Source organism: Streptomyces sp. NPDC036813 (assembly GCF_055609245.1).
Genome location: NZ_JBVJPV010000007.1, coordinates 127,908 through 151,426 on the forward strand (window position 1 = coordinate 127,908; position 23,519 = coordinate 151,426).

23 protein-coding genes and 2 tRNA genes are annotated in these 23,519 nt (G+C 69.9%); 11 read left to right on the top strand and 14 right to left on the bottom strand.

The genetic code is table 11. The annotated features are described in order from the left end of the window. Positions 1–155: 155 nt before the first annotated feature. From ACZ67Q_RS16685 to ACZ67Q_RS16695, 3 genes are all read right to left on the bottom strand, one after another. The gene (locus ACZ67Q_RS16685; RefSeq protein WP_471182212.1) at positions 156–503 is read right to left on the bottom strand and encodes a rhodanese-like domain-containing protein; all 348 of its coding nucleotides are present in this window, start codon (positions 501–503) and stop codon (positions 156–158) included. A gap of 32 nt (positions 504–535) precedes the next feature. Further along, complete coding sequence (locus ACZ67Q_RS16690; protein ID WP_471182213.1) at positions 536–1,342, bottom strand: hypothetical protein; 807 nt, start codon at positions 1,340–1,342, stop codon at positions 536–538. 145 nt (positions 1,343–1,487) lie between these two features. Continuing rightward, positions 1,488–2,927 (bottom strand): DUF2252 domain-containing protein, encoded by a 1,440-nt coding sequence (locus ACZ67Q_RS16695; protein WP_471182708.1) that lies wholly within the window; start codon positions 2,925–2,927, stop codon positions 1,488–1,490. Between the two features lie 222 nt (positions 2,928–3,149). On the opposite strand from ACZ67Q_RS16695, the gene ACZ67Q_RS16700 reads away from it, so the two are divergent. After that, positions 3,150–3,638: a YbaK/EbsC family protein gene (locus tag ACZ67Q_RS16700; RefSeq protein WP_471182214.1), complete on the top strand. Its 489-nt coding sequence runs from the start codon at positions 3,150–3,152 to the stop codon at positions 3,636–3,638. A gap of 133 nt (positions 3,639–3,771) precedes the next feature. Here the strand turns inward: ACZ67Q_RS16700 and ACZ67Q_RS16705 are convergent, their stop codons facing one another. Together ACZ67Q_RS16705 and ACZ67Q_RS16710 are read right to left on the bottom strand one after the other, a co-directional pair. Then, positions 3,772–4,389, bottom strand: coding sequence for a LysE family translocator (locus tag ACZ67Q_RS16705; RefSeq protein WP_471182216.1), 618 nt, complete (start codon positions 4,387–4,389; stop codon positions 3,772–3,774). Positions 4,390–4,501: 112 nt separating this feature from the next. Then, a complete protein-coding gene (locus tag ACZ67Q_RS16710; RefSeq protein ID WP_471182218.1) occupies positions 4,502–5,245 on the bottom strand; it encodes a 2OG-Fe dioxygenase family protein in 744 nt (247 codons plus the stop codon). 230 nt (positions 5,246–5,475) lie between these two features. Between ACZ67Q_RS16710 and ACZ67Q_RS16715 the strand changes: the two genes are divergently transcribed. Continuing rightward, positions 5,476–6,594, top strand: a complete 1,119-nt coding sequence (locus tag ACZ67Q_RS16715) for an aminoglycoside phosphotransferase family protein (RefSeq protein ID WP_471182221.1) — start codon at positions 5,476–5,478, stop codon at positions 6,592–6,594. A 97-nt stretch (positions 6,595–6,691) separates the two neighbouring features. Here ACZ67Q_RS16715 and ACZ67Q_RS16720 read toward each other — a convergent pair. Then, positions 6,692–6,775: transfer RNA gene (locus ACZ67Q_RS16720), tRNA-Leu, on the bottom strand. Between the two features lie 563 nt (positions 6,776–7,338). Between ACZ67Q_RS16720 and ACZ67Q_RS16725 the strand changes: the two genes are divergently transcribed. The 6 genes from ACZ67Q_RS16725 (at position 7,339) to pknB (ending at position 15,531) form a co-directional block, all read left to right on the top strand. Beyond that, positions 7,339–8,211 carry an FhaA domain-containing protein gene (locus tag ACZ67Q_RS16725; protein WP_471182223.1) on the top strand — a complete coding sequence of 291 codons (873 nt, stop codon included), beginning with the start codon at positions 7,339–7,341 and terminating at the stop codon, positions 8,209–8,211. A gap of 10 nt (positions 8,212–8,221) precedes the next feature. Further along, positions 8,222–8,731 (top strand): FHA domain-containing protein FhaB/FipA, encoded by a 510-nt coding sequence (locus tag ACZ67Q_RS16730; RefSeq protein ID WP_471182225.1) that lies wholly within the window; start codon positions 8,222–8,224, stop codon positions 8,729–8,731. Between the two features lie 140 nt (positions 8,732–8,871). Further along, positions 8,872–10,419 (top strand): Stp1/IreP family PP2C-type Ser/Thr phosphatase, encoded by a 1,548-nt coding sequence (locus ACZ67Q_RS16735; protein WP_471182229.1) that lies wholly within the window; start codon positions 8,872–8,874, stop codon positions 10,417–10,419. Positions 10,420–10,446: 27 nt separating this feature from the next. Beyond that, entirely contained in the window at positions 10,447–11,883 is a 1,437-nt protein-coding gene (locus ACZ67Q_RS16740; protein ID WP_471182231.1) for an FtsW/RodA/SpoVE family cell cycle protein, read from the top strand. After that, positions 11,880–13,367, top strand: coding sequence for a penicillin-binding transpeptidase domain-containing protein (locus ACZ67Q_RS16745; protein ID WP_471182234.1), 1,488 nt, complete (start codon positions 11,880–11,882; stop codon positions 13,365–13,367). Before ACZ67Q_RS16740 ends, ACZ67Q_RS16745 begins: the two co-directional genes overlap by 4 nt. Positions 13,368–13,536: 169 nt before the next feature. Continuing rightward, complete coding sequence (gene pknB / locus ACZ67Q_RS16750) at positions 13,537–15,531, top strand: Stk1 family PASTA domain-containing Ser/Thr kinase (protein WP_471182236.1); 1,995 nt, start codon at positions 13,537–13,539, stop codon at positions 15,529–15,531. A gap of 80 nt (positions 15,532–15,611) precedes the next feature. Here pknB and ACZ67Q_RS16755 read toward each other — a convergent pair whose 3' ends face one another. The 5 genes from ACZ67Q_RS16755 to ACZ67Q_RS16775 form a co-directional block, all read right to left on the bottom strand. After that, on the bottom strand, positions 15,612–16,352 hold the full coding sequence (locus ACZ67Q_RS16755) for a class E sortase (protein WP_471182238.1): 741 nt from the start codon (positions 16,350–16,352) through the stop codon (positions 15,612–15,614). Positions 16,353–16,363: 11 nt separating this feature from the next. Further along, positions 16,364–17,530, bottom strand: a complete 1,167-nt coding sequence (locus ACZ67Q_RS16760) for a class E sortase (protein ID WP_471182241.1) — start codon at positions 17,528–17,530, stop codon at positions 16,364–16,366. Beyond that, a complete protein-coding gene (locus ACZ67Q_RS16765) occupies positions 17,527–18,165 on the bottom strand; it encodes an aminodeoxychorismate/anthranilate synthase component II (RefSeq protein WP_471182242.1) in 639 nt (212 codons plus the stop codon). The genes ACZ67Q_RS16760 and ACZ67Q_RS16765 overlap by 4 nt, the downstream gene beginning before the upstream one ends. After that, positions 18,162–18,323, bottom strand: a complete 162-nt coding sequence (locus ACZ67Q_RS16770) for a hypothetical protein (RefSeq protein WP_361630155.1) — start codon at positions 18,321–18,323, stop codon at positions 18,162–18,164. The genes ACZ67Q_RS16765 and ACZ67Q_RS16770 overlap by 4 nt, the downstream gene beginning before the upstream one ends. A 154-nt stretch (positions 18,324–18,477) precedes the next feature. Next, the gene (locus ACZ67Q_RS16775) at positions 18,478–19,260 is read right to left on the bottom strand and encodes a DUF881 domain-containing protein (RefSeq protein ID WP_471182245.1); all 783 of its coding nucleotides are present in this window, start codon (positions 19,258–19,260) and stop codon (positions 18,478–18,480) included. A gap of 140 nt (positions 19,261–19,400) precedes the next feature. Here ACZ67Q_RS16775 and crgA point away from each other — a divergent pair, with 140 nt between their 5' ends. Further along, positions 19,401–19,655, top strand: coding sequence for a cell division protein CrgA (crgA, locus tag ACZ67Q_RS16780; protein WP_469815183.1), 255 nt, complete (start codon positions 19,401–19,403; stop codon positions 19,653–19,655). 269 nt (positions 19,656–19,924) lie between these two features. On the opposite strand, the gene ACZ67Q_RS16785 is transcribed toward crgA, so the two are convergent. Next, entirely contained in the window at positions 19,925–20,821 is an 897-nt protein-coding gene (locus ACZ67Q_RS16785) for a rhomboid family intramembrane serine protease (RefSeq protein ID WP_471182248.1), read from the bottom strand. 144 nt (positions 20,822–20,965) lie between these two features. Beyond that, a complete protein-coding gene (locus tag ACZ67Q_RS16790) occupies positions 20,966–21,499 on the bottom strand; it encodes a peptidylprolyl isomerase (protein ID WP_471182250.1) in 534 nt (177 codons plus the stop codon). Between the two features lie 325 nt (positions 21,500–21,824). On the opposite strand from ACZ67Q_RS16790, the gene ACZ67Q_RS16795 reads away from it, so the two are divergent. Then, positions 21,825–22,535 (top strand): DUF5324 family protein, encoded by a 711-nt coding sequence (locus ACZ67Q_RS16795; protein ID WP_471182252.1) that lies wholly within the window; start codon positions 21,825–21,827, stop codon positions 22,533–22,535. Between the two features lie 157 nt (positions 22,536–22,692). Here the strand turns inward: ACZ67Q_RS16795 and ACZ67Q_RS16800 are convergent. Next, positions 22,693–22,765 (bottom strand) — tRNA-Ala (locus tag ACZ67Q_RS16800). Between the two features lie 180 nt (positions 22,766–22,945). Between ACZ67Q_RS16800 and ACZ67Q_RS16805 the strand changes: the two genes are divergently transcribed. After that, positions 22,946–23,494, top strand: coding sequence for a helix-turn-helix domain-containing protein (locus ACZ67Q_RS16805; protein ID WP_471182254.1), 549 nt, complete (start codon positions 22,946–22,948; stop codon positions 23,492–23,494). Positions 23,495–23,519 lie beyond the last annotated feature (25 nt).

The following is a 23,519-nucleotide window of genomic DNA, read 5'->3' on the forward strand; positions in this document are numbered from 1 at the left end:
GCCTTTGAGGTCCCGCCCTGCACCGCCGCCTACCGGACGACGAGTGCCACGGACGGCGCCTCAGCGGAGGACGCCGTCGCGGGCCAAGGCCCCCGCGGACGGCGGCGTCGCGGGCCAAGGCCCCCGCGGAGGACGTGCGGGCGACAGCCCGGCTGCTACAGAACGTGGCCGGGCTTGCCCTCGTCGGTGATCACGGCGCGGCCGGTGGCAGCCCACACCTGCATGCCTCCGTCGACGTTCACCGCGTCGATGCCCTGCTGGGCCAGGTACATCGTGACCTGCGCGGACCGGGCGCCCGAGCGGCAGATGACGTGGACGCGGCCGTCCTGCGGCGCGGCCTCGGTCAGCTCGCCGTAGCGGGCCACGAACTCGCTGATCGGGATGTGCAGGGCGCCCTCGGCGTGGCCCGCCTGCCATTCGTCGTGCTCACGGACGTCCAGCAGGAAGTCGCCGTCCTTGACGTCCTTGACCTCGACCGTGGGAACACCAGCTCCAAAACTCATGCACCCGACGCTACCGGACGCGGCCGACGGTCCTACGGCTGCTGCCCGACCAGCGCCGCCAGTTCCGTCTCACGGGCGGCGATGTCGGTCTGCAACTGCCCGGCGATCTCCACGAGCAGCTGGTCGGGGTCGTCCGGGGCGAGGCGCAGCATGGAGCCGATCGCGCTCTCCTCCAGCTCCCGCTGGAGCACCGTGAGCAGCTCCTTGCGCTGGGAGAGCCACTCCAGGCGGGCGTACAGCTCCTCGCTGGGGCTGGGCCGGCGCTCCGGCGGCACCGGGCCGGCCGCCCACTCCGCGGCCAGCTCCCGCAGCTCGGTCTCATCGCCACGGGCGTAGGCGGCGTTGACCCGGGTGATGAACTCCTCACGCCGCACCCGCTCTGCCTCTTCCTGGGCCAGGTCGGGGTGAGCCTTGCGGGCCAGGTCCCGGTAGAGCCGGCGAGCCTCCTCGCCGGGCCGCACCCGCTGCGGCGGCCGGACCTGCTGCTCGGTGAGCATCGCGGCCGCCTCCGGGAACAGGCCGCCGTCGTCCATCCAGCCGTCCATCAGGTCCTCGACCCCGGGGATCGGCTCCAGCCGGGCCCGCAGCTCCCGCGCGCGGCGCTGGTCCTCGGGGTCGCCGGTCCGCTCTGCCCGGGCCTCGGCGATCCGGGCATCCAGCTCCTCGATACGGGCGTACATCGGGCCGAGCCGCTGGTGGTGGAGGCGGGAGAAGTTCTCGACCTCCACACGGAACGTCTCCACCGCGATCTCGTACTCGATCAGCGCCTGCTCGGCGGCCCGCACGGCCCGCTCAAGCCGCTCCTCGGGCCGCGGCTGCTCAGCTTCCGGGGTCGTCACCCGGCCAGCGTATGCGCTGCGCCGGGCCTGCGCCGATGACGAGGGTTTTGGTGCCGCTTATGACCGGCTTCTCCACGCTGTGGTCACCGTCACACACGCCACGGGCACCGTCGTCGTGGCGTTCCTCCCCCAACCTCGGCGCGCCTCACACCCCCGTCTCCGCCGCGATCCTCCCCGTCCTGATCGCCGTCGCCAGGTCCGCGTGGTCGGCCTCCGTGCGGTCGGCATAGGCGAGGGCGAACGTGGCGATCGCCTCGTCCAGTTCCTCGTTCTTGCCGCAGTAGCCGGCGATCAGGCGCGGGTCGGCGCTGTGCGAGTGGGCGCGGGCCAGCAACGCGCCGGTCATCCGGCCGTAGTCGTCGACCTGGTCGGCGGCGAGGGCGGCCGGGTCGACGCTGCCCTTGCGGTTGCGGAACTGCCGGACCTGGAAGGGGCGGCCCTCCACCGTCGTCCAGCCCAGCAGGATGTCGCTGACGACCTGCATGCGCTTCTGCCCCAGCACCACCCGGCGGCCCTCGTGGTCCACGTCCGGCACCTCGAAGCCGGCGGCGGCCAGGTGGGGCACCAGCGCGGACGGCCGGGCCTCCTTCACCTGGAGCACCAGCGGTTCACCCCGGTGGTCCAGGAGCAGCACGACGTACGACCGCGTGCCCACGCTGCCCGTACCGACGACGCGGAAGGCGACGTCGTGCACCGCGTGCCGGGCCAGCAGCGGCAGACGGTCCTCGGAAAGGGTGGAGAGGTAGGACTCCAGCGACGCGGCCACCGCCGCCGCCTCGGCGTCGGGTATCGCCCGCAGCACCGGCGGCGCGGGCACGAACCGGCGGCCGCCGTCCTCGGCCGGCTCCGTCGACTTCGCCGCGAAACGGCCGCTGGTGTTGGCCCTCGCCTTCTCCGAGACGCGCTCCAGCGTGCCGAGCAGATCGTGGGCGTCGGTGTGGGAGACCAGTTCCTCGTCGGCGATGGCGTTCCACGCGTCCAGCACCGGCAGCTTCGCCAGCAGCCGCATGGTGCGCCGGTAGGCACCCACCGCGTCGAACGCGGCCTGACGGCAGACGTCCTCGTCGGCGCCGGCCTCGCGCCCCGCGAGCACCAGCGACACGGCGAGCCGCTTCAGGTCCCACTCCCAGGGACCCGGCACGGTCTCGTCGAAGTCGTTCAGGTCGATGACCAGCCCGCCGCGCGCGTCGCCGTACAGACCGAAGTTCGCCGCGTGCGCGTCCCCGCAGATCTGCGCGGTGATCCGGGTCAGCGGTGTCCGCGCGAGGTCGTACGCCATCAGCCCGGCGGATCCGCGCAGGAACGCGAACGGTGTGGCCGCCATCCGGCCGACCCGGATCGGCGTCAGCTCGGGCAGCCGGCCCTGGTTGGACTCCTCCACCGCGCTCACCGCGTCCGGGCGGCCGGTGTCGGGATCCAGCTCGGCGTGTGCCCGGCGCGGCACCCGGCGGCGCAGCGCCTTGCCCTCCTCCTTCGGCGAGCCGGCCCCCGGCCACTCGGCGAAACCCCGCACCCGGGGAAGTCGCCGCACGGCGGCCGTCGCCGTCCCCTCAGCCTGCGTGGACGCCTCCGGCCCACCCGACACCTCGGACACCACCGCACCGGTCTCGGTCACCGCGACCGCCTCCCCCGAACATCAACCGACCGAATCACAGCCGCGCGAACCACCAACGCGTGCCGACCGTACAGCCGGTGGCCGAATCACGTCAGACCTGGGGAGGACTCGGCGGTTGTGGACAACTCGGCCACCCCGCGGACGTTATGGTCAACTCGCCCGACGCAGCCGCCGTTTGCCCGAGGGGAACCCATGGCCTCGCACGACACCTACGACAAGCTGATCGCCCTGCTCGACGAGCACGGAGCCGACTACCGGGTGATCGAGCACGAGAGCGAGGGCGCCACCGAGGCGGTCAGCCGGCTGCGCGGCCACGACCTCGACCGGGCCGCCAAGTGCATCATCGTGATGGTGAAGATCGGCAAGAAGGAGAAGCGCTTCGTCCTGGCCGTCGTCCCCGGCGACAAGCGTGTGGACCTGACCGCGATCAAGGCGCTGTACGGCGGCACGTACGCCTCCTTCGCCTCGCCCGAGATCGCCGAGGAACTGGCCGGGTCGCAGAGCGGGACGATCCTGCCGTTCTCCTTCGACGAGCGGCTGGAGCTGATCGTCGACCCGGCGCTGCTGGCGCACCCGGAGTTCTTCTTCAACGCCGCCCGCCTCGACCGCTCCCTGGCCCTGTCGACGAAGGACTACCGCTCGATCGCCGAGCCCCGCCTCGAGCCGATCGCCCAGGACTGACGCCCCCCACGCACGCCGACCGCGGCCGCCCGAAGCAACGGCCCACCCTCACCGGACCGACGGCCAGGGCGGCACGGCGTCACCCTCAGGAAAACCGACGACGTCACCCTCACGAAACCGACGGCGTCACCCCTCACGAAACCGACGGCGTCAGCGCCAGCACCACCCCGAGTCCGACCAGCACGCTCCCGATCACCTTGTTCAGGACGGCCTGCCGTCGCAGCAGCCGGGCACGCAGGTCCTGCTGCGAGAAGAGCAGCGCGACCAGGGCGAACCACACCAGGTGCGCCACCGACATGAACAAGCCGTATCCGATCTGCTGGGCGACCGGGGTGTCGGCGCTGACGACCTGCGTGTAGGTGCTGAGCACGAACAGCATGGTCTTCGGATTCAGCGCGTTCGTCAGGAATCCGGTCCGCAGCGCCCCGGCCGGGGACAATGTGCCGTCCGCCGACAGATCGATGTGCAACTGGGCCTTGGCGACAAACGTCTTGTACCCGATGAACACCAGATAGGCCGCACCGACCAGTTTCATCACCGTGAAAAGCAGCGGCGTCCGGGAGACGAGCAGTCCCACTCCGACCATGGTGTAAGTGACGTGGACGAGGACGCCGAGTGAAATTCCGACCGCCGCGAGGATTCCCGCACGGCGACCGTAGAGATAACTGTTGCGGACGGTCATCGCGAAGTCCGCGCCGGGGCTGATGACAGCCAGCACGGTGATGACAGCAACGGCGACGATCTGACCCATGTTCCCGTTTTCTCACTCGACCGGCACCAAAACGGCACCGGAGAGGTGCCGGACCGGCAGGACGGAGATGAGGGCGCCCGCGGCAGGACCGCGGGCGCCCCGAGCACCGACGTCAGGCGGCCTTGTGACGGTAGGTGATCACCAGCACGTCACGGGAGGCGGGCCGGCCCGCCTCGAGCTGCTGGATCGGCGACACCCCGTGGAACACGCGCTCGTCGTTGACCAGCGCGAGGTCCAGCGGGTCGGTGAGGGTGAACTTCTCCAGCGGCTCCTGCTCCAGGTTGAAGATGGTGCTCTCGCCGCCGCCCGCGTTGGACCGGCCGATCATGGCCATCAGCACGAAGGTGACCCCGTCCCGGTGGACTCCCTCCGGCGTGGGCTTGCCGATCTCCTCCCCGTCGACCTCGATGCGGAACTGGTGGGCCTCGATGTGCCAGGCGGAGTACGGCGCGAGCCGGCCGAAGATGTCGCAGCCCAGGGTGACCAGGCTGTCCATGGTCGAGCCCTTCAGGGCGGCGTCCTCGAACGGCTCGTAGTGGCGGGCGACGCCACCGTTGAGGTTGTTGAAGTCCACCGTCTGGTAGTGCGGCCGGTGCTCCTCGACCCGGTACTCGGCGGCCCCCTTCGGGGCGCTCAGCGTGGCGTGCCGGCGACGCCGGTAGCGGCCGCCGTCGGCCATGTAGCCGTCGAGCGGCATCCGGTTCCAGCTGTCGCGGAAGTCCTCCAGATCGTCCAGCGCGTTTTCGGAACGCCGGCGCAGAAGTTCCGCGACCTTGTCTCCGGAAAGCAGGTCGTAGCTTTTCGCGGAGAGCGAATCGCAGAGTTCCTCGATTCCAGCGTGGTACTGCGAAGACATTTCTTCCCCCTGGGCCTTCGTGGTCGATACCGCCGTAGATCATGTGGGGCGGCGCACGAACATGTCAACGAAACCAGGAAACTGTTTACGCTCCCTTAGTGTGGCCAGCTCTTTTCGGCCATTGGCCGAGTTCTGCGGGTTGACGAAATACCCGGTTCCCTTTTCCGGGTACCAGGCCGTGGCGAAATTCCGGTGCCCGGAGGCGGCCCGCCGGTGTAGAGATGGGGGCGATGACGACCTCCGGCAAGACGACGCTCCAGAAGCCGCCACCCCCGATGCACGAGGGTGAGGCCCGCACCGACCCCGCCCTCGTCCGCCGCCTCCTGCGCGCCCAGTTCCCCCCGTGGGCTCACCTGCCCGTCACCCGCCTCGCCTCCGGGGGGACGGTGAACGCGATCTACCGCCTGGGCAACGAGCTGACCGTCCGGTTGCCGCTGCTCGAGGGCGGCGCCGAGGACCTCGACGACGAGGCACGCTGGCTGCCGCGGCTCGCCCCGCTGCTGCCGGTGCCGATCCCCGAGGTCGTCGCCCTGGGCGAGCCCGCCGAGGGCTACCCGCACCGGTGGGCGATCCACCGCTGGCTGGACGGCGAGGTCCTCCGCGAAGGCGAGGCGTCCGACGACCTGGCCCGCGACCTGGCGACCTTCGTCACCACCCTGCGCCGAGCCGGCCACTCCACCCACGCCGGCCAGGCGGGCCCGCCCGGCCAGGCCCGCCCGTCCCCCCAGCCCAGCCAGGACGACGAGCCCCACCAGCCCAAGGGGCCCCACCAGTCCAGCCCGTCCGACCAGCCGCACCGCTACGACCAGCCGCACCGCTACGACCAGCCGCACCGCTCCGCCCACCCCAACCGCTCCGCCCGGCCCACCCTCGTCGACGGCCCCCCTGCCTACCGGGGCGCCCCCCTGCGCACGGTCGACGCCGAGACCCGCGCGGCGATCGAGGAACTGCGCCGTACGGACGAGCCCTTCGACGCGGACGCGCTCCTCGCCGCCTGGGACACCGCGCTTCAGGCGCCGGACTGGACGGCAGCCCCGTGCTGGACCCACTCCGACCTCATGCCGAGCAATCTGCTGGGCGCCGGCGGCCGGCTGACCGGCGTCCTCGACTTCGGCACGGCCGGCGTGGGCGACCCGGCCGTCGATCTCATCCCGGCGTGGAACCTGCTCACGCCCGCCACCCGCCGCGTCTTCCGCGACGGTGCCGACACCGACGACGCCACCTGGGCACGGGGGCGCGGCTGGGCCCTGTCCATGGCGGCGATCCAACTGCCGTACTACCGGCACACCAACCCGGTGATCTCCGCCAACGCCCGTTACGTCCTGCACCAGATCCTGGACAGCCGCTGAGACCTTCCTCACAGGACCCACGGCCGGATACACGGCCACCCACAGCCGTAAACACGACAAGAGGCCGGTCGTTTAACGACCGGCCTCTTGCCTGTTGTGCGCGAGGGGGGAGTTGAACCCCCACGCCCTTGCGGGCACTGGAACCTGAATCCAGCGCGTCTGCCTATTCCGCCACCCGCGCATTGGGTGTGTCCTCCGGCTCCGTTCCTTTCGGCCCGTCGCCTTCCGACACCCAGAACATTAGCACGTCGCCCGGGGTGGATTCACATCCCTTCCCGCCGGCCCCCGCCCCACCCCGCGAGCAGCGCGGCCCGGTGTCCGCATCCCCCTGAACTGCGCGTCCGGTGCCGCATCCCGGAGCAGCGCCCCGCACCCCGCGCTCCGCGAAACCGCCCGCCGCACGCCCGCGCCCCCCGAACCGCCCCGCGCCCCTCACGTCTCGGCCTCACCCCCGCCACGTATCAACCTCGTACCGGTCACGGCCGTCCCCCCTTCAGGCGGAGGGAGCGCACAGCCGGGTGCGGGACACTGGTTTGCGGCCGCCTCTACGATCCTGGGCAGAAGTACCCCGCAAGGGGTACGAGGCATCAGGGACGCACCGAGGTGTCGACACCCAGTCGACCGGGCCGACAGGGGGAACCAGCCGATCGACCGGCGCGTGGATACGATCAGTAAGCAGTACCAGGTAGGGCAGTACCCGCACCGCGGGCAGCAGGACGGCAGGATCGACGGAGGAGGTGCCCCATGGGAGTCCTGAAGAAGTTCGAGCAGCGTCTCGAAGGTCTGGTCAACGGCACCTTCGCCAAGGTCTTCAAGTCCGAGGTCCAGCCCGTGGAGATCGCCGGTGCGCTCCAGCGTGAGTGCGACAACAACGCGACCATCTGGAACCGCGACCGCACGGTGGTCCCCAACGACTTCATCGTCGAGCTCAGCACGCCGGACTACGAGCGGCTGAGCCCCTACTCCGGGCAGCTCGGCGACGAACTCGCCGGGATGGTGCGCGACTACGCCAAGCAGCAGCGCTACACCTTCATGGGCCCGATCAAGGTCCACCTGGAGAAGGCCGACGATCTCGACACCGGTCTGTACCGGGTGCGCAGCCGCACGCTCGCCTCGTCCTCCAGCCAGCAGGCGCCCGGTGCGCCCGCGGCCGGCGGGCAGCAGCAGGGCGGCTACGGCTACCCGCAGCCCGGCCGGCCGGCCGCGCCCGGCGCGCCCGCCGGAGCGCCCCCCATGCCGTCCGCCCCGCCGCCCGGCGGCCGCCCCGGCGGGTACGGCTACCCGCAGCCGGCGAGCCCCCAGCGGCCGCAGGCCACCGCGCCGGCGGCCGGCGGACGCACCCGCTACTGGATCGAGATCAACGGCACCCGCCATCAGATCTCCCGCCCGACGCTGGTGCTGGGTCGCAGCACCGACGCCGACGTGCGGATCGACGACCCCGGCGTGAGCCGCAGGCACTGCGAGATCCGGACCGGAACGCCCTCGACGATCCAGGATCTCGGATCCACCAACGGCATCGTGGTGGACGGGCAGCACACCACCCGCGCTACGCTCCGCGACGGCTCGCGGATCGTCGTGGGCAGCACCACCGTTATCTATAGGCAAGCCGAAGGGTGAAGCGGGGGCAATGTCAGAGCTGACCCTCACGGTCATGCGGCTGGGTTTCCTGGCCGTCCTGTGGCTGTTCGTGATCGTGGCCGTGCAGGTCATCCGCAGCGACCTGTTCGGAACGCGCGTCACGCAGCGCGCCGCCCGGCGGGACGCCGGCCGACCGCAGCAGGCCCAGCGCCAGGCGCCGCCGCAGCAGCGCCAGCAACAGAGCGGCGGCCGCCAGCGCCGTAACGCCCCCACCAAACTCGTCGTGACCGAGGGCACGCTCACCGGCACCACCGTCGCGCTGCAGGGCCAGACCATCACCCTGGGCCGGGCGCACGACTCGACGATCGTGCTGGACGACGACTACGCCTCCAGCCGCCATGCCAGGATCTACCCGGACCAGAACGGTCAGTGGATCGTCGAGGACCTGGGCTCCACCAACGGCACGTACCTCGACCGGACGCGGCTGACGACCCCGACGCCGATCCCGCTGGGCGCGCCGATCCGCATCGGCAAGACCGTCATCGAGCTGCGGAAGTAGTGCTACGTCATGAATGAGCGCGAGCGGAGCGAGCACGCAGCGGCGGTTCACACCCCGGACCCCGGCGCGCTCCCGACCGGAGGGTGGGCAGTGTGGCTCGACACGACCGGCTGCATGCGGAGCCGACGGGCGAGGTGGGCATGAGTCTGTCACTGCGCTTCGCCGCCGGATCGCACAAAGGCATGATCCGCGAGGGCAACGAGGACTCCGGGTACGCGGGTCCGCGGCTGCTCGCGATCGCCGACGGCATGGGCGGCCAGGCGGCCGGTGAGGTCGCCTCCTCCGAGGTGATCTCCACCATCGTCGCCCTCGACGACGACATCCCCGGCTCCGACATCCTCACCGCGCTCGGCGCTGCCGTGCAGCGCGCCAACGACCAGCTGCGGCAGATGGTCGAGGAGGACCCCTCGCTGGAGGGCATGGGCACCACGCTCACCGCCCTGCTGTGGACGGGCCAGCGCCTCGGCCTGGTGCACGTCGGCGACTCCCGCGCGTACCTGCTGCGCGACGGCGTCCTCACCCAGATCACGCAGGACCACACCTGGGTGCAGCGCCTGGTCGACGAGGGCCGGATCACCGAGGAAGAGGCCACCACCCACCCGCAGCGCTCGCTGCTGATGCGCGCCCTCGGCAGCGGCGACCACGTCGAGCCGGACCTGTCGATCCGCGAGGTGCGCGCCGGTGACCGCTATCTGATCTGCTCCGACGGGCTGTCCGGAGTCGTCTCCCACCAGACGATGGAGGACACCCTCGCCAGCTACCAGGGCCCGCAGGAGACCGTGCAGCAGCTGATCGAGCTGGCGCTGCGCGGCGGCGGCCCCGACAACATCACCGTGATCGTCGCCGACGTCCTGGACCTGGACACCGGTGACACGCTCGCCGGGCAGCTGTCCGACACGCCGGTCGTGGTCGGCGCGGTCGCCGAGAACCAGCACCACCACCACGACAACGGCATCATGCAGACGCCCGCCGGCCGCGCCTCCGGTCTGGGCCGGCACGCCGCGCCCGGTGGTGGCGGCGGTGAGTTCGGCCCGCCCGGCTCGGGCGACACCACCGGCTTCATCCCGGCCGGCAGCTTCGGCGACTGGGACGAGGACGACTTCGCCAAGCCGCGCAAGAGCCGCAGGTGGATCAAGAGATCGCTGTACTCGGTGCTGGCGCTGGCCGTCATCGGCGGCGGCCTGTACGGCGGCTGGCGCTGGACCCAGACCCAGTACTACGTCGGCGCCAAGGACGAGCACGTCGCGCTGTACCGCGGCATCAGCCAGGACCTGGCGTGGGTGTCGCTGTCGAAGGTGGAGACGGACCACCCCGAGATCGAACTCAAGTACCTGCCGCCCTACCAGCAGAAGCAGGTCAAGAACACGATCGCGGAAGGCGACCTCGCCGGCGCCCGGAAGAAGGTCGACGAGCTCGCCGTGCAGGCCTCCGCCTGCAAGAAGCAGGCCGAGCGCAACGCGGCCGAGAACGAGCACAACGCGAAGACGGGCCAGGGCGAGGCCGGGGGCACCACGGGGGGAACCACTCCCGCCTCCTTCACGTCCAAGGTCACACCAACCCCTTCGGCCACAGGAAAACCGGGCACGAAGACCCCGTCCACCTCACCGACCCCCACCGCCCATCCCAGCCCCGGCCCCAGCCTCTCGGAGGAAGAGCAGAAGGTCGTCTCGCTGTGCGGTAAGCAGTAGGCAAGCCGTGAGAGGCCCTGTCACACGATGAGCAGTACTACCAACACGTCGTCGCACCACACGTCCACGATCGGCGCCATCGGCGCGCCGAGCCGGCGCAACACCGAGCTCGCGCTGCTGGTGTTCGCCGTCGTCATCCCGGTGTTCGCCTACGCCAACGTCGGGCTCGCGATCAACGACGAGGTGCCCGCCGGTCTGCTGAGCTACGGCCTGGGCCTCGGCCTGCTGGCCGGCGTCGCCCATCTCGTCGTCCGCAAGTTCGCGCCGTACGCGGATCCGCTGCTGCTGCCGCTGGCCACGCTGCTCAACGGCCTCGGCCTGGTGGTCATCTGGCGGCTGGACCAGTCGAAGCTTCTGCAGTCCATCAAGCAGGCCGGCACCGCGGCGCCACGGCAGCTGCTGTACACGGCATTGGGCATCGCGCTGTTCATCGTCGTGCTGATCTTCCTCAAGGACCACCGCGTCCTGCAGCGCTACACCTACATCTCCATGGTCGGCGCGCTGTTCCTGCTGCTGCTGCCGCTGGTTCCGGGTCTCGGGCAGAACATCTACGGCGCGAAGATCTGGATCTCCGTGGCCGGCTTCTCCATCCAGCCCGGTGAGTTCGCCAAGATCGTGCTGGCGGTGTTCTTCGCCGGCTATCTGATGGTGAAGAGGGACGCGCTCGCGCTCGCCAGCCGCCGCTTCATGGGCCTGTACCTGCCGCGCGGCCGTGACCTCGGCCCGATCCTGGTGGTCTGGTTCATCTCGATCCTCATCCTGGTCTTCGAGACCGACCTCGGTACCTCCCTGCTGTTCTTCGGCATGTTCGTGATCATGCTGTACGTCGCCACCGAGCGGACCAGCTGGATCGTCTTCGGTCTGCTGATGTCCGGTGTCGGCGCGGTCGGCGTCGCGAGCTTCGAGCCGCACGTCCAGCAGCGTGTCCAGGCCTGGCTCGACCCGATGAAGGAGTACACGCTCTCCCGGCAGGGCGTCGCCGGCCACTCCGAGCAGGCGATGCAGGCACTGTGGGCGTTCGGCTCCGGCGGCACCCTCGGCTCCGGCCTCGGCCAGGGCCACAGCGACCTGATCCGGTTCGCCGCCAACTCCGACTTCATCCTCGCCACCTTCGGCGAGGAGCTGGGCCTGGCCGGCCTGATGGCGCTGCTGCTGATCTACGGCCTGATCGTGGAGCGCGGCGTGCGCACCGCCCTCGCCGCCCGCGACCCGTTCGGCAAGCTGCTCGCCATCGGCCTGTCCGGCGCGTTCGCGCTGCAGGTGTTCGTCGTGGCCGGCGGTGTGATGGGCCTCATCCCGCTGACCGGTATGACGATGCCCTTCCTGGCGTACGGCGGTTCCTCCGTCATCGCCAACTGGGCCCTGATCGGGATTCTGATCCGGATCAGCGACACCGCGCGCCGCCCGGCCCCCGCGCCCGCCAGCAACCCCGACGCCGAGATGACCCAGGTGGTCCGTCCGTGAACAAGCCTCTGCGCCGCATCGCGATCTTCTGCGGCCTCCTGGTCCTCACCCTGCTGATCCGGGACAACTGGCTGCAGTACGTCAAGGCCGACTCCCTGGCCACCGACAAGGAGAACCGCCGCGTCACCATCGCCCGCTACTCCACCCCGCGCGGCGACATCATCGTCGGCGGCGGGGAGGCGATCACCGGGTCGGCGAAGACCAGCACCAGCGGGCTGAACGACCTGAAGTACAAGCGCACCTACAAGAACGGGCCCATGTGGGCGCCGGTCACCGGGTACGCCTCGCAGGCCTTCGGCGCCAACCAGCTGGAGTCCCTCGAGGACGGCATCCTCACCGGCACTGACGACCGGCTGTTCTTCCGCAACACGCTCGACATGGTCACCGGCAAGGAGAAGCAGGGCGGCAACGTCGTCACCACCCTCAACGCCGCCGCGCAGAAGGCCGCGTTCAACGGCCTGAAGAAGCAGGGCGGCAAGGGCGCCGTCGTCGCGCTCGACCCGGCCACCGGCAAGATCCTCGCGCTCGCCTCCTACCCGTCGTACGACCCGTCGGCCTTCGCCGGCAACTCCGACGACGACGCCAAGGCCTGGCAGAAGCTGCAGAAGAAGGAAAACCCCGCCGACCCGATGCTGAACCGGGCGCTGCGCGAGACCTACCCGCCGGGCTCCACGTTCAAGGTGGTCACCGCGGCGGCCGCACTGGAGAACGGGCTCTACCCGGACGCGGACACCAAGACCAACTCGCCGCTGCCGTGGATCATGCCGGGCACCACGACCCCGTTGAAGAACGAGGGCAACATCCCCTGCGAGAACGCCACCATGCGCGAGGCCCTGCGGGTCTCCTGCAACAGCGTCTTCGGCAAGATCGGCGCCGACCTCGGCAACGACAAGATGCTGGCCGAGGCGAAGAAGTTCGGCTTCGACGCGGAGCAGTTCACGCCGGTGCGCTCCAGCGCCTCGGTCTTCTCCGACGACATGAACAAGTCGCAGACCGCGCTGTCCTCCATCGGCCAGTTCAACACCGCGGCCACCCCGCTGCAGATGGCCATGGTCGCCTCCGCGGTCGCCAACGACGGCAAGCTGATGAAGCCGTACATGGTCGACCAGCTCCAGACGTCGAACCTCGACCCGATCGAGCAGACCGACCCGCAGGAGCTGAGCCGGCCGCTGTCGCCGAAGAACGCACAGGTCCTGCAGTCGATGATGGAGACCGTCGTCAAGGACGGCACCGGTAAGAACGCGCAGATCGGCGGCGTCACCGTCGGCGGCAAGACCGGTACCGCCCAGCACGGTGTGGAGAACAGCGAGAACCCCTACGCCTGGTTCATCTCCTACGCCAAGCTCCCCGACGGCAGCTCGCCGGTCGCCGTCGCCGTGGTCGTCGAGGACGAGAACGCGAACCGGGACGACATCTCCGGTGGCGGTCTCGCCGCCCCCATCGCGAAGAGCGTGATGGAGGCGGTCATCAACAGCAAGAAGTGAACCGGATCACGTCGTCTGCACATTGCCGCACGTTGCGATACCGGTCCTGTATCGGGTGACGGGCTTGGCCAGGTCACACAAACCGATCCGGGTACGGTAGGCCCGGACGACAGCCTCCGGCCGCACGGGCGTGCCGGTCGGGACCGATGGAGAGGGCTGGTAGGTAGCTATGGAAGAGCCGCGTCGCCTCGGCGGCCGGTACGAGCTGGGCCAGGTGCTCGGCCGTGGTGGCATGGCGGAGGTCTACCTCGCGCAGGACACCCGGCTCGGCCGCACGGTGGCGGTGAAGACGCTGCGCGCGGACCTCGCGCGCGACCCGTCCTTCCAGGCCCGTTTCCGCCGGGAGGCCCAGTCGGCCGCCTCGCTCAACCATCCCGCGATCGTCGCGGTCTACGACACGGGCGAGGACTACATCGACGGGGTCTCGATCCCGTACATCGTCATGGAGTACGTCGACGGCTCCACGCTCCGTGAGCTGCTCCACTCCGGCCGCAAGCTGCTGCCGGAGCGGACGCTGGAGATGACCATCGGCATCCTCCAGGCCCTGGAGTACTCGCACCGGGCCGGCATCGTCCACCGCGACATCAAGCCGGCCAACGTCATGCTGACGCGCACCGGCCAGGTCAAGGTGATGGACTTCGGCATCGCCCGCGCCATGGGCGATTCCGGCATGACGATGACGCAGACCGCGGCCGTCATCGGCACCGCGCAGTACCTGTCGCCGGAGCAGGCCAAGGGCGAGCAGGTCGACGCCCGCTCGGACCTGTACTCGACGGGCTGCCTGCTGTACGAGCTGCTCACGGTACGGCCGCCGTTCGTCGGCGACTCGCCCGTGGCCGTGGCCTACCAGCACGTGCGGGAAGAGCCGCAGGCCCCGTCGGTGTTCGACCCCGAGATCACGCCGGAGATGGACGCGATCGTCCTGAAGGCGCTGGTCAAGGACCCGAACTACCGGTACCAGTCGGCCGACGAGATGCGCGCCGACATCGAGGCCTGTCTCGACGGCCAGCCCGTCGGCGCCACCGCGGCCATGGGCTCGGTGGCCTACGGCGGCTACCCCGACGAGCAGCCGACGACGGCCCTGCGCTCCGACGGCGGCCCCGGCGGGGCGACGACGATGCTGCCGCCCATGAACCCGGACGACGGTGGCTACGGCTACGACGACCGCCCGGACCGGCGCCGTCAGAAGAAGTCCAACACGTCCACGATCCTGCTGGTCGTCGCGGCGATCCTGGTCCTCGTCGGCGCGATACTGATCGGCAAGTACATCTTCAACGGCAAGGGCGTCGGGAACGACCAGGTGCCGGTACCGCAGTTCATCGGCATGTCGCAGGCACAGGCTCAGAAGATCGCCGAGAACTCGGACCTCAAGCTGGCCGCCACCGAGAAGCCCTGCGCGGACCAGGCCAAGGGCAACATCTGCTCGCAGGACCCGGCGGCCAAGACCGAGGTGGACAAGAACACCACGGTCAACATCGTGGTCTCGACGGGCGCACCGAAGGTGGCCGTGCCCAGCGTGCTCGGCAAGAGCTTCGACGACGCGAAGGCCCTGCTGGAGGGCGACCAGTACCAGTTCAAGGTCGAGAAGAAGACCGAGGTCTCGGCGGAGGATCCGGGCACCGTCCTCCGGCAGGACCCCGGTCTGGGTGACGAGGTCGAGAAGGGCACGACGATCACCCTCACGGTCGCCAAGGCCGAGGAGAAGGCGACCGTCCCGGACGTCGCGGGCCAGTCCTGTGACGCCGCCAAGGCCCAGATGCAGGCCAACAACCTCACCGGCAACTGCACCGAGCAGGAGACCCAGGACCCGAACCAGGTCGGCAAGGTCATCTCGACCACCCCGCAGGCCGGCCAGGAGATCAGCAAGGGCTCCACGGTCCAGATCGTCGTCGGCAAGGCCCCGGAGAACCAGCAGACGCAGGTCCCGCCGGTGCAGAGCCAGCGCCTGAAGGACGCCAAGAAGGCACTGAAGGACGCCGGTCTCCAGGTCGGCAACATCCAGGGCTCGAACGACGACAACGCCATCGTCGTCGGCTCCAACCCGCCCCAGGGCAGCACGGTGAACAAGGGCCAGACGGTCGACCTGATCACCATCGGCGGCGGAGGCAACAACGGCGGCAACGACAACGGCGGCACCCAGTTCTTCGGCGGCACCACGGGCTAGCCCGCGCCAGGAACCGGCCGTACGCAGAACGGCGAAAGCCCCGGCCCCCTTTCGGGGGGACCGGGGCTTCGTTCGTACGGTCAGCCGGCCAGTTCCTTCGGCGGGGTGCGGTCGCTGTCGACCTTGTCGACGCGGACCAGTTCGCCCCACACCACGTAGCGGTAGCGGGAGGTGTAGACGGGGGTGCAGGTCGTCAGGGTGATGTAGTGGCCCGGCCTGGTCTTGCCGGACTCCTTGGGGACCTGGCCGAGGACATCGACGTTGTACTTCGACGTCTCGGGAAGGACGGCGTACACCTTGTAGACGAACCACTTGTCCTTCGTCTCGAAGACGATCGGGTCGCCCTTCTTCAGCTTGTCGATGTTGTGGAACTTCGCGCCGTGCCCGTCGCGGTGCGCGGCGAGGGTGAAGTTGCCGTCCTTGCCGGTCGTCGGCAGCGTCGCCTTGACCGGGTCGATGTAGTAACCGGCCACGCCGTCGTTGAGGACGTCCGTGGTGGTGCCCTTCTCGACCAGCACCTCGCCGTTCTTCATCGCGGGCACGTGCAGGAAGCCGATGCCGTCCTTGGTGTCGAGCGCCCCGGGCCCGGTGTCCTTCTGCGCCCAGTGCTCGCGGACCTTGTCGGCCTGCCGGCCGGCCGCACGGTCGGCCACGACGTTGGTCCACCACAGCGAGTAGACGACGAACAGGCCGAGCACCAGGCCCGCCGTGATGAGGAGTTCACCGAAGACGCTCACCGCCATGGCGATCCGGCCGGTGCCCCGGCGACGCCCCGCCGGTCGAGGGGACGACGTCCCGGTGTCCTCTGCGGTCGCTGCCACTGTCCCTAGCCCTAACTGACGAGCGCATCCGGCTTGCCCTTGCTGCGCGGCCGTTCCTCGACCATCTTGCCCCAGACGATCAGCCGGTACTTGCTCGTGAACTCCGGCGTGCATGTCGTGAGGGTGATGTAGCGGCCGGGTGCGGTGAAGCCCGAGCCCGGCGGTACGGGGTCGAGCACCTTGGTGTTGCTCGGCGACGTCACCGGCAGCGTCGACGTCATCTTGTACACGTAGTAGGTGTCCTGCGTCTCAACGACGACCTCGTCGCCGGGCTGGAGCCGGTTGATGTAGCGGAACGGCTCCCCGTGCGTGTTGCGGTGGCCGGCCAGTCCGAAGTTGCCGGTCCTGTCCCCCGGCATCGCCGTCTTCAGCGGCTCCTCGCCGTAGTGGCCGACCATGCCCTTGTCGAGCACCCGCTTGGTGCTGACGCCCTCGGCGATCGGCACGACCACGTCCAGCTTGGGGATGTGCAGGATGGCGAAGCCCTGTCCCGGTTCGAAGACACCCGGGCTGCGTTTGCCGTCCGCCCAGTCCTGCTGGAGGCTGTTCGCCTCCTGTCCGGCCTGCGCGTGGGCGCGCACGTTGGTCCACCACAGCTGGTAGGTGACGAAGAGCAGCATCAGCACGCCGGTCGTGATGAACAGCTCCCCGATCACCCGGCTCGCGATGACACCAGGGCTGGGTTTGCGGGCCCGGGCGAGCCGGCGGGCCTCGACGCGGGAGCGGGGAGCGGGGCTCTGCTCGTCCTGCGGAGCGTCCTGCCCGGTCGCGGCGGAGCCGTGCCGGCCCCCGCGGCGCCGCTTGGCGGCCTTCCTGCGGGCCGCGCGCCCGCCGGGTGTGACTCCGGTGGCTCCAGAGGCAGATGGGCCCTCAGACGCCGGTATGGAGCCCCGCTCGCGCCCACGTCCCGGCTGCTGCGCCACCCGCAGCGCCACCGTCTCGTCGTCGAAGGGCACCCCGGAGGGTTCGTACGCCCCGGACCCGTACGTCTCGTACGCCTCGGGCCCAGGCACCTCGGGCTCGTACGCCCCGGACGGGTACGTCTCGGCTCCGTATCCCTCGTTTCCGTACGGCTCGTCCCCGTACGCCCCGTCCTGCGCCCCGTACGGCGACGTGCCGTAGGGCTCGTGCGGCGCGGAGCCGTACGAGTCCTTGCGCTCGGGGCGCAGCGCGGTCACGCCGTGGCCCTGCCCACCACCGGGGCGAGCCCCGCCGACCTCGCCACCGCGCCCTCGTCGCCGCAGTCCGCCAGCCAGTTGGCCAGCATCCGGTGCCCGTGCTCGGTCAGCACCGACTCCGGGTGGAACTGCACGCCCTCCACGGGAAGTTCGCGGTGGCGCAGGCCCATGATGATCCCGTCCTGGGTGCGGGCCGTGACCTCCAGCTCGGCCGGCACCGTCGGCGGCTCGGCCGCGAGCGAGTGGTAGCGGGTCGCGGTGAACGGGGAGGGCAGCCCGGCGAAGACGCCTCGGCCCTCGTGCTCGACCAGCGAGGTCTTGCCGTGCAGCAGCTCGGGCGCCCGGTCCACGACACCGCCGTACGCCACCTGCATCGACTGCATGCCCAGGCAGACGCCGAAGACGGGGACACCGGTCGCGGCGCAGTGCCGGACCATCTCGATGCAGACGCCGGCCTCCTCGGGCTTGCCCGGGCCCGGCGACAGCAGCACACCGTCGAAGCCGTCCTGGGCGTGGGAGGTCGCCACCTCGTCGTTGCGCAGCACCTCGCACTCGGCGCCCAGCTGGTAGAGGTACTGCACCAGGTTGAAGACGAAGCTGTCGTAGTTGTCGACGACGAGAATGCGCGCGCTCACTGGTTGTCCACCGTCACATCGTTGAAGGGAAGCAGCGGTTCGGCCCACGGGAAGACGTACTGGAACAGGAGATAGACCACGGCTACGACGAGCACGATCGAGATCAGCGCCCGCACCCACGCGTTGCCCGGCAGATGCCGCCAGATCCAGCCGTACATGCCGTCCCTTCCGTTTCCCCACGGCACCAGACTCACGCCGTACCGGAACCAGACTAACGGCGCGGCGGCCCCGGATCCCGTGCGTCCGCAAGGTACCTGCGCGAGGCGTGCCGGAGGTGCCTCGGTTTCACGTGAAACCGAGGCAGGAGAGCCCCTACGGCTCCACGGGCTTGGCGTAGTGGAGGTCCACGGTGCCCGAGTAGCCCGGCAGCGTCACCGTTCCGTCCTCGGCGACCTTCCAGCCGAGGCCGTAGACGTTCACATAGACCATGTAGTTCTGGATCGCCGGCGACTCGGCGAGCGCCTTCTGCAGCTTGTCGGGGTCCCCGACCGCGGTGATCTTGTACGGCGGTGAATAGACGCGGCCCTGGAGGATCAGGGTGTTGCCCACGCACCGCACGGCGCTGGTGGAGATCAGCCGCTGGTCCATCACCTTGATGCCCTTGGCGCCGCCCTGCCACAGGGCGTTCACCACCGCCTGCAGATCCTGCTGGTGGATCACCAGGTAGTCCGGCTGCGGCTCGGGATAACCGGGCAGCTTGGCGGTGGCGTTCGGCGGGGCGTCGTTCAGCGTGACGGTGATCGCCTTACCGGTGACCTTCTGGGTGCCCGCACTCTTCTCCAGCCCCGCGAGCTTGTCGTCCTGGGCCTTGGTGCTGCCGTCGTCCCGCTCGGCCAGCGCCTCCACGTCACCGCGCAGCGCCGCGTTGGCGTCGTCCAGCTCCTTGTTCTTGCGGCTGCGCTCCTGGATGAGGTCGGACAACTTCAGCAAGGACGTGTCCGTCCGGATATTGGTGCCCTTGGCCGTGTTGAAACTCGTGATGAAAAGGAGTCCGGCCAGGGCGAAGACGGCGATCGTGAGCACCCGCACGGGCCGGAAACGGGGCCCGCGGGCAGGGCTGGATCCCGTCGGGGGAGAGTCGGCAGAATTGCTCAACGTACCCTTATCTCCTTCGGCGCCGCGGAAGCACTACGCTAACGGACGCCCGGGGGAGCACTCAGTGTCCCCAGTTACGCTGCCCCGAGCCCGACCCGTTCCCTGCGCGGCCACGCAGCGCATCGACAGGAGAGACCCTCGTGCCGAAGTCACGTATCCGCAAGAAGGCCGACTTCACGCCGCCTCCGGCGAAGCAGGCAACGACCATCAAGCTGGGCACCCGGGGCTGGGTCGCACCGGTCATGCTGGCGATGTTCCTGATCGGTCTGGCCTGGATCGTCGTCTTCTACGTGACGGACGGCTCGCTGCCGATCGACAGCCTGGACAACTGGAACATCGTGGTCGGTTTCGGCTTCATCGCCGCCGGATTCGGCGTCTCCACACAGTGGAAGTGACGGCCACGAGCCGGTGAACTCAGCTCTGCCCACGGCTATCCGCTGAGTTATCCACAGGTCGTGCATTTATCCACACCCGGCCTGGGGAAAAGAAACGACGATCTGTGGATAACCCCTCGCGGCTTGACGCTGGTACGACTGACACACCACTTGCCGCACATCTGTTCGCCCCCTGCCTGACCTGCGCAAACCTGGGTCAGTGACAGGGGGCACAGCTGTTCTGGCACGCTGTGCACAAGATCGGGCACTAGTTGTGGACAACCAGTCGCTCAGGTGAGCTGAGACGTTCTCAACAGGGTCATCACAACGACGACGGCGAGCACCACCGCACAGCTGCCGTACTGCACCAGCGCCCGCCGCTCCCGGGGCGCGTGCACCATGGCGTACCCGACGAAGACACCGGCGACCAGGCCGCCGATGTGGGCCTGCCAGGCGATGCCGCTGACCCCGAAGGTGATGACCAGATTGATCGCCAGCAGCGCGATCACCGGCCGCATGTCGTAGTTCAGGCGGCGCATCAGCACGGCCGTGGCGCCGAACAGCCCGAAGATCGCTCCCGAGGCGCCGAGGGAAGGCACGTTGGGCGCGGCGAGCAGATAGCTGAGCGCGCTGCCGGCCAGCCCCGAGACGAAGTACAGGGCGAGATAGCGGGCCCGGCCGAGGGCCGCCTCCAGCGGGCCGCCGATCCACCACAGGCTGAGCATGTTGAACAGCAGGTGGACATAGCTGCCGTGCAGGAACATCGCGGTCAGCAGCCGGTACCACTGCCCTTCGGCGACGCCCTCCACCGCGCCGAGCGACGGAACAGCGGCCTGTCCGAGAAGGAAGAAGCGCTCCTCGAAGGCGGCACCGACGACCTGCTGCACGAGGAAGGCGGCGAGGCAGAGCCCGATCAGGATCTTGGTGACCAGACGGGGGTCCGCGGCGACCGTGCCGCCCGCGAGCGTCCGGGGGCGGCTCGCCGCCGTGGCCGCGCGGCCCTCGCGGCCGGAGGAGCCGCGGACGCAGTCGGGGCACTGGAAACCGACCGAGGCGTCGACCATGCACTCCGGGCAGATCGGCCGCTCGCAGCGGGTGCAGCGGATGCCGGTCTCGCGGTCGGGGTGGCGGTAGCAGGTGGGCAGGCTGCTGCGCGCGTCCTGCGGGCTGCTCGGCGCCTGGTCCATGAGATCCCCTCGGTCTTCGGGTACGCGTCCGGTGCAACTCGGGTACAAAAGGAACCGCCCTGCTCATCCTTACGGACGAGCAGGGCGATTGGTTCCCTTCGGGAGCTGCCGGACGTCCGGCGCGTCCTCCTGCCGGAGCCTCACTCAGCCCTCGCGGGACTCCACGACGACCGACTCGATGACGACGTCCTGGAGCGGACGGTCGGTGCGCGGGTTGGTCTGGGCCCCGGCGATCGCGTCGACCACCTTCTGGCCGGCCTGGTCGGTGACCTCGCCGAAGATGGTGTGCTTGCGGGTCAGCCACGCCGTCGGGGCGACGGTGATGAAGAACTGCGAGCCGTTGGTGCCCGGGCCGGCGTTGGCCATGGCCAGCAGGTAGGGGCGGTCGAAGCGCAGGTCGGGGTGGAACTCGTCCGCGAACTGGTAACCCGGGCCACCGGTGCCGTTGCCCAGCGGATCGCCGCCCTGGATCATGAAGCCGCTGATCACCCGGTGGAAGACCGTCCCGTCGTAGAGCCTGGCCTTGGTCTTCTGGCCGGTCTCCGGGTGGACCCACTCACGCTCGCCGGTGGCGAGCTCGACGAAGTTCCTGACCGTGGCCGGCGCCTGGTCCTTGAAAAGCCGGATCTCGATGTCGCCGTGGTTGGTCTTCAGGGTGGCGTAGAGCTGCTCAGCCACGATGTGCCTTCCGTTGTCTTTCTGTGACTCCCCGATCCTCGCACGGTCCGTCCCGCGCGTCGCCTTCCTGAGCGGAAGCAGGGATTTCGGCCACTGGTCCACGGCCTGCCGGCGGCCGAGTCCTGCGGGACGGGAGCGCGCCGGGCCGATCCGTGGCATTGTCGACGACAAGCTCCGTTGACCCCTGTTCGTCCGCTATTCGCCCGCGATCGCGTTCTTCGGCACCCGGATGCGCGTCCCCGCATGCCGGAAAGCCCACGGGCAGGCATGATCCGCAAAAGGGTGGAAAGTCGATTTACCGTACGCCACCGAGGAGGAGGAACCCGTGACCCGCATCGACAGCGTGCGCGCCGCGACCGGTTCGGCGAAGGACAGCGTGCTGCACGCCGCGGAAGTGGTGGCGCCCTACGCCGACACCGCCAAGGAGAGGGCCGCGCACTACGCGCACGAGGCACGCGTACGGCTCGCGCCCAAGGTGACGCTGGCCGCCGAGCAGGCCCGCGCCCAGTACGGCGTCCATCTGGCGCCCCGAATCGAGCAGGCCCGCGTGCAGGCCATGACGCATGTGCCGCCGAGGGTGGACCAGGCGGCCCAGGAGGCCGCCGTACGCACCCGCAAGGCCGCCCGGCAGGCCGCCGAGTACTCCCGGCCGATGATCGAGCAGGCGGTCGCCGCGGCCGGACCCGTCCGCGACGAGGCCGCCGCCCGGGGCGCCGCCGCGCTGGCCGCGCTGCGCGGCCAGGTCTCGCCCAAGGAGATCCAGAAGCTGGCCCGCAAGCACCAGCGCCGGGCACGGGCCGGCCGGATCGCGAAGGTGCTGGCGGTGGCCGGTGCCGTGGCGGGCGGGGCGTTCGCGGCCTGGAAGTGGTGGGACAAGCAGGCCAACCCGGACTGGCTGGTCGAGCCGCCCGCCGCGACCGAGGTGCCCGAGTCGGGCCGTCTGACCTCGGTCGACGGCAGCGGCGACAGCGCGCTCGACCCGGAGGTCCAGGCCAAGGAGGCCGAGGAAGCGGCCCGTCACGACGACGAGGGCTGAGACACCGCACGACGGAACAGCACTGCGGGGCAGGCGACTTACGGAACGGGGTCACCTGCCCCGCAGTGCTGCCCCGGCCGCGCTCCGTCCCGCCCGACGGCGGCACGAAAAAGTGCCCCCCGATCTGCGTTACCGCAGGTCGGGGGGCACTTCCACGTGGAGCCTAGGGGAGTCGAACCCCTGACATCCGCCATGCAAAGACGGCGCTCTACCAACTGAGCTAAGGCCCCGAAGAGAAGCGTCCGGCCGGAAGAACCGCGATCCGGTGGGCGCCGCAGACCAGAGTACCGGGTCCACCCGGGGATCTCGCAAAAAGATTGGGGGTCCCCGTAGTCGACCACGCTCCGTAAGATGCTCGGCGTGGTTCGCGGCAGCGAACCGCCGTTTTGGGGAAGCGATGGGGAGACGCAATGGACGCCGCACAGCAGGAAGCCACCGCCAGAGCGCGGGAACTGCAGCGGAACTGGTACGGGGAGCCGTTGGGGGCGCTCTTCCGTAGGCTCATAGAGGACCTGGGTCTGAACCAGGCCCGGCTCGCGGGGGTGCTGGGGCTGTCGGCGCCGATGTTGTCCCAGCTGATGAGCGGCCAGCGGGCGAAGATCGGCAATCCGGCGGTCGTCCAGCGGGTGCAGCTGCTGCAGGAGCTGGCGGCGCAGGTGGCGGACGGCAGCGTCAGCGCCGCCGAGGCGACCGAGCGCATGGAGGAGATCAAGAAGTCGCAGGGGGGCTCGGTGCTCAACAACACCACGCAGACGACGAGCACTTCGGGCGCGCCGACGGTCAAGCGGGTGGTCCGCGAGATCCAGTCGCTGCTGCGTTCCGTGGCCGCCGCCGGGGACATCATCGAGGCCGCGGACTCCCTGTCCACGACCCATCCGGAACTGGCCGAATTCCTCCGGGTCTACGGCGCCGGCCGCACCTCCGACGCGGTCGCGCACTACCAGTCCCACCAGAACTGACCCTGCCCGCCGCTCGCCGAGGGGG

What these genes read in the sequence shown, in the direction of transcription:
- ACZ67Q_RS16710 (WP_471182218.1), bottom strand. Translation starts at nt 5,245, where the DNA reads ATGTCTTCGCAGTACCACGCTGGAATCGAGGAACTCTGCGATTCGCTC.
- ACZ67Q_RS16725 (WP_471182223.1), top strand. Translation starts at nt 7,339, where the DNA reads ATGGGAGTCCTGAAGAAGTTCGAGCAGCGTCTCGAAGGTCTGGTCAAC.
- ACZ67Q_RS16705 (WP_471182216.1), bottom strand. Translation starts at nt 4,389, where the DNA reads ATGGGTCAGATCGTCGCCGTTGCTGTCATCACCGTGCTGGCTGTCATC.
- ACZ67Q_RS16785 (WP_471182248.1), bottom strand. Translation starts at nt 20,821, where the DNA reads ATGGACCAGGCGCCGAGCAGCCCGCAGGACGCGCGCAGCAGCCTGCCC.
- ACZ67Q_RS16735 (WP_471182229.1), top strand. Translation starts at nt 8,872, where the DNA reads ATGAGTCTGTCACTGCGCTTCGCCGCCGGATCGCACAAAGGCATGATC.
- ACZ67Q_RS16715 (WP_471182221.1), top strand. Translation starts at nt 5,476, where the DNA reads ATGACGACCTCCGGCAAGACGACGCTCCAGAAGCCGCCACCCCCGATG.
- pknB (WP_471182236.1), top strand. Translation starts at nt 13,537, where the DNA reads ATGGAAGAGCCGCGTCGCCTCGGCGGCCGGTACGAGCTGGGCCAGGTG.
- ACZ67Q_RS16740 (WP_471182231.1), top strand. Translation starts at nt 10,447, where the DNA reads ATGAGCAGTACTACCAACACGTCGTCGCACCACACGTCCACGATCGGC.
- ACZ67Q_RS16730 (WP_471182225.1), top strand. Translation starts at nt 8,222, where the DNA reads ATGTCAGAGCTGACCCTCACGGTCATGCGGCTGGGTTTCCTGGCCGTC.
- ACZ67Q_RS16700 (WP_471182214.1), top strand. Translation starts at nt 3,150, where the DNA reads ATGGCCTCGCACGACACCTACGACAAGCTGATCGCCCTGCTCGACGAG.
- ACZ67Q_RS16805 (WP_471182254.1), top strand. Translation starts at nt 22,946, where the DNA reads ATGGACGCCGCACAGCAGGAAGCCACCGCCAGAGCGCGGGAACTGCAG.
- ACZ67Q_RS16770 (WP_361630155.1), bottom strand. Translation starts at nt 18,323, where the DNA reads ATGTACGGCTGGATCTGGCGGCATCTGCCGGGCAACGCGTGGGTGCGG.
- ACZ67Q_RS16685 (WP_471182212.1), bottom strand. Translation starts at nt 503, where the DNA reads ATGAGTTTTGGAGCTGGTGTTCCCACGGTCGAGGTCAAGGACGTCAAG.